Here is a 9,048-nt window from a genome sequence, read left to right on the forward strand (position 1 = left end):
GCCAGAGGCTCACACTACCCTTGTTATCTTGAGCCTCTGTAGTGCGAGCGTCCCGCTCGCCACCGTCCCCGCTCGCTGCTCGCTGCCGTCCCGATCGCCGCCTTCTCGCTCACCGGATTGCCTTTACCCGTTTGGGGCGTACAGTTGAGAACTGGCATCCCTAAATGGGGCAAGTCAAATCACCGGATTTTTGGGAAAAGCGGAGATTTTCCCGATAGTCCACGGGACAATCGATCACCGTTGGGACATTTTGGGCGAGGGCTTCTTTGAGGGTGGGAATGAGGGCCTCTGTGGATTCGACGCGATAGCCCTTTAAGCCCATACTTTCGGCAAACTTGACAAAATCCGGATTGGTGAAATGGATAAAAGCCGATTCACCAAATTGATTCATCTGCTTCCACTCAATTAAGCCGTAGCCTTGATCATTAAAGATCAGCACCACAAAGGGGGTTTTGGTTCGTAGGGCTGTTTCGAGTTCCTGGGAATTCATCATGAAGCCACCGTCCCCCGTCACTGCCACCACATTGCGATCGGGGTGAACGAGTTTGGCCGCCAATGCACCGGGAATCGCAATCCCCATCGCAGCGAAACCGTTGGAAATGAGGCAGGTATTGGGGCGATCGCAATGGTAATGCCGCGCCATCCACATCTTGTGAGCACCCACATCAGAAATGACAATATCTTCAGGGCCCATCACTTGGCGCAGATCATAGATGATTTTTTGGGGCTTCACAGGGAATCCCGTATCATCGGCATATTGTTCATAGTCCGCGATGATATCGGCCCGCACCTGGCTGGTGAATTCCACCGCTCTGCCGGTGCGATCGGTGCGTTTCATGATTTCCGATAGGGAGTCTGAAAGATCCCCCACCACTTCCACCAGGGGAATATAGCTACTGTCAATTTCCGCCGGGCCAGCACCGATATGAATAATCGGAACTTTGCCGCCAGGATTCCATTTTTTCGGTGAATATTCAATCAAGTCATAGCCGATCGCAATCACTAAATCCGCTTGGTCAAAGGCACAACTAATATGATCCCGCTGCTGGAGTCCAATCGTCCACAGCGATAGGGGATGGGTATAGGGAATCACCCCTTTACCCATAAACGTATTCACCACCGGAATTTGCAGGCGGGTCGCGAATTCCGTCAGGGCTTCACTAGCATTGGCCCGAATCGCACCATTGCCCACCAAAATCAAGGGATGGTGTGCCTTAGAAATGGTCTCAGCCGCTTTGTTGAAACTCCGGAAAGAGGCATAGATCGGCTCTTGGCTGTCCCGTTGGAGGGTGAAGGCTTCGCCCACGGGCATCGCTGCAATATTTTCGGGCAGATCAATATGGACTGCACCGGGTTTTTCTTGCTGGGCGATTTTAAAGGCTTTGCGAATAATTTCTGGGGTATTACTGGGGCGGACGATTTGGGTGTTCCACTTGGTCACAGGGTCAAACATCGCCACAAGGTCGAGGTATTGATGAGACTCAATGTGCATGCGATCGGTCCCCACTTGGCCGGTGATTGCGACAAGGGGCGCTCCATCTAAGTTGGCATCCGCTACGCCGGTCATCAGGTTGGTCGCCCCTGGGCCGAGGGTGGATAGACAAACCCCCGCTTTGCCCGTCAGCCGACCATAGACATCGGCCATAAAGGCAGCGCCCTGTTCGTGGCGGGTGGTGATGAACTGGATTGAGGAATGTTTCAGGGCTTGCAACACGTGCAAATTTTCTTCACCCGGCAAGCCAAAAACATATTCAACGCCTTCATTTTCGAGGCATTGAACTAAGAGTTCAGCGGTGTTGAATTCTCCCATAATTTTATGTCCTGTATTGGTTTTTTGTTTGATGGTTATTTTGTTTTCGTTTAAGGGATTTGTCAGCATGGTAGTTGGAGGGTAAGGTTCAGGATTTTATTAAAACGGGAGTTTGAAAGTGATGAAGGGGGTTGAGCGTTGTTAGCGAAAATAGACGAAAACCTTGAATCAGAGGGCTTGCGCCGATCGCTTGCACGACGACATAGACAATTTCTCGGTGTTAATTAAGCTCCAAAAAAGAAATGTTAAGATTTTTATCAGGGTATGGGATTCAACGAATCCAAACTGTCTTAAGATTGACAAATTCATGAATTCCTTGCATTCCTAATTCCCGTCCGTAACCGGATCGTTTAGTGCCGCCAAAGGGTAGGCGTGGGTCTGATTTAACGAGACCATTGATAAAAACGGCTCCTGCTTCTAGATCGTTAATCAAACGATCTTGTTCCGTGGGGTTGGTTGTCCAGGCGCTGGCTCCGAGGCCGAGGGGGGTGGCGTTGGCGAGGGCGATCGCCGCCTCTAAATCCGGCACGGTAAACAACAGAGCCACAGGGCCAAAAAATTCTTCGGTGGCTCCTGGGCTGTGGGGTGGAATATCGCTCAGAATCGTCGGGGGGTAAAAGTAGCCGGGGCCATCTATGGGCTGACCGCCGGTCAGAATCCGCCCGCCCATGGCGACGGTTTTTTGTACTTGCTGATCGAGTTCATCCCGGATGCTGGCGGTGGCGAGGGGGCCGATGTCGGTGTTGGCAGCCATGGGATCACCGATGACCTGGGCTTGGAAACGTTCAATCAGTTGGGCCGTGAATTGGGGGGCGATCGCTTCATGGAGAATGAACCGTTTCGCCGCAATACAGGACTGACCATTATTCATCAGCCGTGCCGTGGTCGCTGTGCGCACCGCCAGATCAAGATCGGCGCTGTCCATGACAATAAACGGATCACTCCCGCCCAGTTCTAAAACGGTTTTTTTGATATGTTTCCCGGCCAGGGCGGCGACGCGACTGCCCGCCAATTCGCTGCCGGTGAGGGTGACGGCTTGGATGCGATCGTCGGCGATCACCGGTTCAGTTTGGCTGGCGGTGATTAACAAACTTTGAAACACGCCACTGGGGAAGCCGGCTTTTTGGAATACTTCTTCAATGGCGATCGCACATTGCGGCACATTGGACGCATGTTTTAACAGGCCCACATTCCCCGCCATCAACGCCGGAGCCGCAAACCGGAACACCTGCCAAAACGGAAAATTCCACGGCATCACCGCCAAGACGATCCCCAACGGCTGATAGCGGATAAACGCAGAGCTACCATCACTTTCCCCCGGTTGATCCTGCAAAAACTCAGCCCCATGATCGGCATAGTAGCGACAGACGAGGGCACTTTTTTTCACTTCTGCGATCGCGCTTTGATGGGTTTTACCCATTTCCAACGTCATCAAACGGGCATAGTCATCACAGTGCGCCTCAAGCTGCGCCGCCGCTTGGGACAACCATTGACCTCGTTGCTCAAAGGACGTGCGGCGATAGTCTAAAAATGCCGCTTGTCCGTGGGCAAGGCGGCGTTCAAGTTCGGAGTCATGGAGTGCGGGAAAGGTTTTGAGGGTTTCGCCTGTGGCCGGATTGGTGGTCGCAATGCCCATTGCCTCGCCTCCTAAATACTGAAGTATAGATGTGAGGTTATCTTTCTAGTCTAGTCCTCCCCTTGAAGGAAAACGAAAAAAATGTATCTTTTTTTACAAATTTATTAAAATTTAAGCATTCACCTCAAAACCAGGGAATTCCATCCCCGGCTTGCCGCCCCCTTTAGATAACCATTGGTTATTTGATAGCCATTTCTTATCAATCCTGCCTGTATCCTGGACAATTTTGCGATCCACTGCCGAGCCACAACATCACTCACCGCGCCAACAACGAAACCCTATGATTTTGTGCCCTTTTGGGGATCAACTATCCAACTGAAGATGCTAGTTCAGAGAATTGTCGGGGTTCAATCCGCCACTAAGCGGATGCGAAAACTGGCAATCCTGCGAGAATGATCGCGGCGGAAATTCGCTGAGATTGACCCTAAAACGATGGTGTCAGGCCATGAGTCCCCCGTGTTCAGATCCCGAAATTAAGCCTTCTCGTATTCCGTGATTCCCTGCCATTAATCGCAGTAGAATTCCGACTTCACCTATCCTGTTTTCAGCAGGTAAACCTGGATTTACAGTGATCCCATGCCCCGATCTCTCGTGAAAATTGAGAGATAGAGCCGGGTTAATTCCTGAGTAAATGAAGGTCAGGCACGCTCAACATTATGGCCAGTTATAAAAAGTTTCTATCAACAGAACCGCATAACCTCTCCCATCAGAACAAGGAAGCACGTTAGAATTCAGAGACTTCAAATCTGTGTTGAGGAGTTAACCTCTAATGGCTCGTACGAAATTACATCAAAAAGCAGCGATCGCTTTCGTCGCTTTGGGAATGGGAACGGCTCCCGTTTTTACCCAAGCTGCGATCGCCCAAGAAACATCCGTCAACGATCTCCTGAATCAAATTGACACCTACAGCGCTGAAGGCACGATGAGCCAAGGCGTTGGTGCATCCCAATTCAGCGATGTGTCCCCCAGCGATTGGGCCTTCCAAGCCCTCGATGACCTCGTCCGTCGCTACGACTGCCTCAAAGGCTATCCCAACGGCACCTTCCGGGGCAATCGCGCCCTCTCCCGTTACGAATTCGCCGCTGGTCTCAACGCCTGTCTCCAACAAATCGAGCGCCTGATCGCGGAAACCACCGCCGACTTCGCCACCAAAGAAGACCTAGAGACGCTCCGCCGTCTCATGCAAGAATTCGAGGCAGAACTCGCCACCCTCGGCACCCGCGTCGATAACCTTGAATCTCGCGTCGCCTTCCTCGAAGACAACCAATTCTCCACCACCACCAAACTGCAAGGGGAAGTGATCTTCGGTCTCACCGACATCTTCCAAGACTCCAGCCCCCAAAACATTGCAGCCGGTGTCTTGAATGGCTTACCCAATGTCCAAAGCACTGACAACGACGACACCAACACCGTCTTTGGGTATCGTGCGCGTCTCACCTTCAACACCAGCTTCACGGGTCAAGACCAATTGGTCACCCGCTTAGCAACCGGTAACCTCGATACGTTCAACTCCAACGAATTCACCGCCCTCAACAACCCCATCACCAGCGGTGAACCCACCCAAACCTTCAATAATGGCGACAACAATGGTGTCGTCGTTGACTGGTTAGCCTACTACTTCCCCTTCCGGGACTCCCAAGCCTACGTTGCCGCAAGGGGCGGGGTTTGGAGCGACTTCGTTCCCACCGTCAACCCCTACTTTGAAGACTTTGATGGTGGTAATGGTGCCCTGTCCACCTTCGCCTCCTCCAATCCCATCTATCGGATCGGTGGCGGTGCTGGTGCTGGCTTCAGCTTCGGCTTCAGCCCCATCGAAAGCATCCTTGGCCCCTCAACCGTCACCATCGGTTACTTGGCCGGTCAAGCCGCCGATGCGGCTGACGGCCTGTTCAATGGTGACTATGCCATCTTGGGTCAAGTCAACTTCAACCTCAACGATGACATTGCCCTCGGTGTGACCTATGTCAATGGGTATCACCCCAGCGGCACGGCTGTCTTTGATGCCGGTGGTGTAGGAGAACGCGGTATTGTGGGCAGTGGTTTTGCCAATGCGGCGGCTCTCACCAAAGTCACCAACTCCTATGGTGGTGAGTTTGCTTGGCGTTTGAATGACTCCATTGCCCTCAGCGGCTTTGCCACCTATACCGACATGATCGGCATTGGTACCGGCAACGGTGAAGTTTGGACCTATGGTTTAGGCTTGGCTTTCCCCGACTTGGGCAAAGAAGGTAACTTACTCGGCTTGTTCGCAGGTGCTCAACCCTACTTAGGTAACTTTGATAGCTTAGGGAATAGCCTCCGTAAGGATGCAACCCCGTACCACGTCGAAGCATTCTACAAGTACCAAGTTAACGACAACATCTCGATCACCCCTGGTGTGATCTGGTTGACCAGCCCCAACCAAGTAGATGACGGCGCATTGATCGGTACAATCCGTACCACCTTTACGTTCTAGACCTCACAACATTGTGTTTGAGAGATACTAATGGCAAAAGCGGTAGAGTAATCTACCGCTTTTTTTGTGGGTTTATGTCATATGGCGATCCTAAATCAATCGGAGATCTCATCTCCTCATCAAACAAGGGGCTTAAGCCCCTTGCCTGTTCATGAAGCAACTAGGATTGCTATACGAAATCCGGAACGTGAACCCCAAGTTCCAGAGGATTGAGGGTCTCGAATTAGGAGTGGGAGCGTCTCGCTCCCTAGGGGTTTAATGATGGTGTGGATGCGGATTTCGTATCAGGCGTTCAGCGTTGGCCACAGAGCAGGCCGAAACGAACTAAACCGCGTTCATAGCCCGACGACATCAACCGGAGCGAGAGCGCCGCCTCGATCGCTTCCCCGCCCAACTGCACCAAGCCCGTCACCGCCTCCCACGCCAACGCCGAATCAATCACCACATCCCAAAACGGAGCCACCGCCGTAGACCAATCCTCGCAGCGCACCGCTTGAAATCCTAACTGTGTGGCGATGTCCCGATATTCCGGCAATGCAATCACATAGGGCAAATGATAGACGCGGTAAATTTCGCTGAGGTGGTGTTGCTCGGAGGGGGTGAGGGGAATTTGATCCGCTGGGCGATGGCACCAGGTGGCGAGGAGCAACGTCCCGCCCGGTTTTAGCACCCGATAGCATTCCCTCAAAAATTGCTGCTTATCCGGCATGTGTTCGCCACTTTCCAGCGACCACACGAGGTCAAAGGATTGATCGGCAAAGGGCAAGGCCAGAGCGTCGGCAACTTGAAAATCGACGTGGGGTGTGAGTCCTGCTTCGAGGGCGCGTTCTTTGGCGCGTCCGGCTTGAATGGGGCTGAGGGTGACTCCTGTTGCGTTTGCCTGATATTTCCGGGCCAGATGCAGGGTGCTGCCGCCAATGCCGCAGCCCACATCAAGGATCGTGCGGGGGGCTTGAATGTTACCCCAGGCGAGGAGTTCTTCGATCAGATCAACTTGGGCTTGGCGGCGATCGCACTTCGACAACCCCGCCCGCCCATAATAGCCGTGGTGCATATGCTCACCCCAGATTTTTTCCCAAAGCCCGCTTGTGGTGTCGTAGAAGCGGCGAATTTTTTCAGAGAGGGGCAGTGTCATTGTAGGCTGTTGATGGCAAGTAAAGTCTATGGTCATTCTATGCTTTTAGCGTTTCAATCTCCTGGCCCGATCATGCTTGAACTGGGGCCGCTGACAATTCGATGGTATGGGTTTTTAATTGCCTGTGCTGTGGTGATCGGGGTGACGCTGGCGCAATGGCTGGCCCAACGACGCAATCTTGACCCCGATCTTGTCGGGGATATGGTGATCTGGCTAGTCATTGGCGCAATTCCCGGCGCACGTCTCTATTACGTGGCCTTTGAGTGGCAAAACTACGCCTCGCGTCCTCTGGATATTTTTGCCATTTGGCAGGGGGGAATTGCAATTCACGGCGCGATTATCGGGGGAACCCTGGCGGCGATCCTGTTTGCGCGATCGCAACAGGTCTCCTTTTGGCAACTCATTGATGTGATCGCCCCGTCCTTAATCCTGGGCCAAGGGATCGGCCGTTGGGGCAATTTCTTTAACTCCGAAGCCTTTGGCCGTCCCACGGATCTACCCTGGAAACTCTTCATCCCCCTCCGCAACCGTCCGCCCCAATGGTCGAGTTTTGAATATTTTCATCCCACCTTTCTCTACGAATCCCTCTGGAATTTGGGGGTGTTTGTGGTGCTGTTGAGTCTCTTTTTTTGGGGGCTGCGGCATCCCGGCGCGTTGAAAGTGGGGACATTGATTTTTGCCTATCTCATTCTCTACAGTATGGGACGCTTTTGGATTGAAGGCTTACGCACCGATAGCCTCATGTTTGGCCCCCTGCGCATTGCACAGATCATCAGCTTGGCGCAAATTGCGCTTGGGGCATGGGGGTTAGTGTGGATTTATCGGTTGAAGCGATCGCTCCCCGATGTGGTCGCCCCTGCCGCCGATTAACCCGGCAATTCTTCATTAGGCTTGTTTATTAAAGATTCGGGATCAGTCTATGATCCCGAATCTTTTCTGAAGATGTTAAAGTTGTGTAACAAAGACTGCTTTTTTCTTGACTATATTTCCCCAATATGGGTCAACCACTCACGCAGGTTTACTTTATGCAAGTCGTGAATCCTACCCTTTTCACCCCCCTAGCCGCGCAAATTGAGCAGTTTTTCCGGGAAACTGCCGGAGATTGGCATTCGCAACGCCGTTACTACACCCTCAGCAGTGGAGACACCCAAGAAGTGGAAAGCCTGCTCACCGTTCAATTCCTAGAGCAAGGTGCGCCCGAACTGCTCCATTTAGCCGGCTTACATGACCTTGATGATCCTGCGTCGGTTTCCTGTGGCACTCAAGTCACCTGGGAAAGTACCTACACCAATCAAAATCGCAAACCCGCCACCGGCTCAACCATTTTCGGGGTCTGTGGCGATTTACTCCTGCGCGATCGCGGCTTTGCGACCCCCAAACCCATCACCGCCCAATACACCTGTCCAAATCAGCAAATTCTCTGTCTGCGCACCGAATACAACGGCTCTAGCTTTGAAGAAGAACTGAAACTGATCGGCACACAATACCGCACCCGCCAATCAATCATCTCCCGTGCGGGCCAGGAAATCATGATCGGTCAATACCTCGAAAAACGGATCTGAGCTTGATTGTCGATCGGATCGCCTCCCAAGCAACTCATTGAACAATAGCGGAGCTTCTGTCTGGTTTAACCCCAGCAGAAGCCCCGCCGTTTTTCAGTAGTGAGTCATGCCCGATGATCCCACCGATTCCCAAAACAAGGCACAATGGAGAACTATCTTCAATGCAAAAAGAGGACTCCCGCTACACCGTTAGGTTAGCGGTGAGATGAATTTTTGCCAACAAATAAACCGACCAACGGGAGACGACTGAATTCAGTTTTGTGTTAAAATTGAGAAGCCAACGCACCAAAGTGTGCCTAGAGGGGCAATATTGGTGGTTCTCGCCAGATAAAATGTCCGACCAAAAAGAAATACCTGAATCACAGGGGCGGCATAGTTTATGAAGGAGAAATCGAAACATAACTAAGTTTTTGTTGTCTGCTGCGGGACATTCAGTGGACGTTAAACAGA

Annotated in this window: 7 protein-coding genes; 3 read left to right on the forward strand and 4 right to left on the reverse strand. The window is 52.3% G+C overall.

The window, feature by feature from the left end; all coding sequences use genetic code 11:
• Nucleotides 1-23: 23 nt before the first annotated feature.
• The 3 genes from PN477_RS19190 to PN477_RS19200 form a co-directional block, all read right to left on the reverse strand.
• Nucleotides 24-158 carry a hypothetical protein gene (locus PN477_RS19190; RefSeq protein WP_272122057.1) on the reverse strand — a complete coding sequence of 45 codons (135 nt, stop codon included), beginning with the start codon at nt 156-158 and terminating at the stop codon, nt 24-26.
• Between the two features lie 2 nt (nt 159-160).
• Nucleotides 161-1,810, reverse strand: coding sequence for an acetolactate synthase large subunit (locus tag PN477_RS19195; RefSeq protein WP_272122059.1), 1,650 nt, complete (start codon nt 1,808-1,810; stop codon nt 161-163).
• Between the two features lie 271 nt (nt 1,811-2,081).
• A complete protein-coding gene (locus tag PN477_RS19200; protein ID WP_272122061.1) occupies nt 2,082-3,446 on the reverse strand; it encodes an NAD-dependent succinate-semialdehyde dehydrogenase in 1,365 nt (454 codons plus the stop codon).
• Between the two features lie 769 nt (nt 3,447-4,215).
• Between PN477_RS19200 and PN477_RS19205 the strand changes: the two genes are divergently transcribed.
• Nucleotides 4,216-5,901 (forward strand): iron uptake porin, encoded by a 1,686-nt coding sequence (locus PN477_RS19205; RefSeq protein WP_272122063.1) that lies wholly within the window; start codon nt 4,216-4,218, stop codon nt 5,899-5,901.
• A 292-nt stretch (nt 5,902-6,193) separates the two neighbouring features.
• On the opposite strand, the gene PN477_RS19210 is transcribed toward PN477_RS19205, so the two are convergent.
• Nucleotides 6,194-7,036: a methyltransferase domain-containing protein gene (locus PN477_RS19210; protein WP_272122065.1), complete on the reverse strand. Its 843-nt coding sequence runs from the start codon at nt 7,034-7,036 to the stop codon at nt 6,194-6,196.
• Between the two features lie 39 nt (nt 7,037-7,075).
• On the opposite strand from PN477_RS19210, the gene lgt reads away from it, so the two are divergent.
• The gene (gene lgt, locus PN477_RS19215; protein WP_272122067.1) at nt 7,076-7,906 is read left to right on the forward strand and encodes a prolipoprotein diacylglyceryl transferase; all 831 of its coding nucleotides are present in this window, start codon (nt 7,076-7,078) and stop codon (nt 7,904-7,906) included.
• A gap of 155 nt (nt 7,907-8,061) precedes the next feature.
• On the forward strand, nt 8,062-8,598 hold the full coding sequence (locus tag PN477_RS19220; RefSeq protein WP_417158861.1) for a phycobiliprotein lyase: 537 nt from the start codon (nt 8,062-8,064) through the stop codon (nt 8,596-8,598).
• Nucleotides 8,599-9,048: the final 450 nt, after the last annotated feature.

The sequence above is a fragment of the Spirulina subsalsa CS-330 genome (assembly GCF_028330765.1).
GTDB classification, from domain to species: domain Bacteria; phylum Cyanobacteriota; class Cyanobacteriia; order Cyanobacteriales; family Spirulinaceae; genus Spirulina; species Spirulina subsalsa_A.

Bases quoted from the DNA above. Each gene is read 5' to 3' on its own strand.
- PN477_RS19190 (WP_272122057.1), bottom strand. From the start codon at position 158: ATGCCAGTTCTCAACTGTACGCCCCAAACGGGTAAAGGCAATCCGGTG.
- PN477_RS19205 (WP_272122063.1), top strand. From the start codon at position 4,216: ATGGCTCGTACGAAATTACATCAAAAAGCAGCGATCGCTTTCGTCGCT.
- PN477_RS19220 (WP_417158861.1), top strand. From the start codon at position 8,062: ATGCAAGTCGTGAATCCTACCCTTTTCACCCCCCTAGCCGCGCAAATT.
- PN477_RS19210 (WP_272122065.1), bottom strand. From the start codon at position 7,036: ATGACACTGCCCCTCTCTGAAAAAATTCGCCGCTTCTACGACACCACA.
- PN477_RS19195 (WP_272122059.1), bottom strand. From the start codon at position 1,810: ATGGGAGAATTCAACACCGCTGAACTCTTAGTTCAATGCCTCGAAAAT.
- lgt (WP_272122067.1), top strand. From the start codon at position 7,076: ATGCTTTTAGCGTTTCAATCTCCTGGCCCGATCATGCTTGAACTGGGG.
- PN477_RS19200 (WP_272122061.1), bottom strand. From the start codon at position 3,446: ATGGGCATTGCGACCACCAATCCGGCCACAGGCGAAACCCTCAAAACC.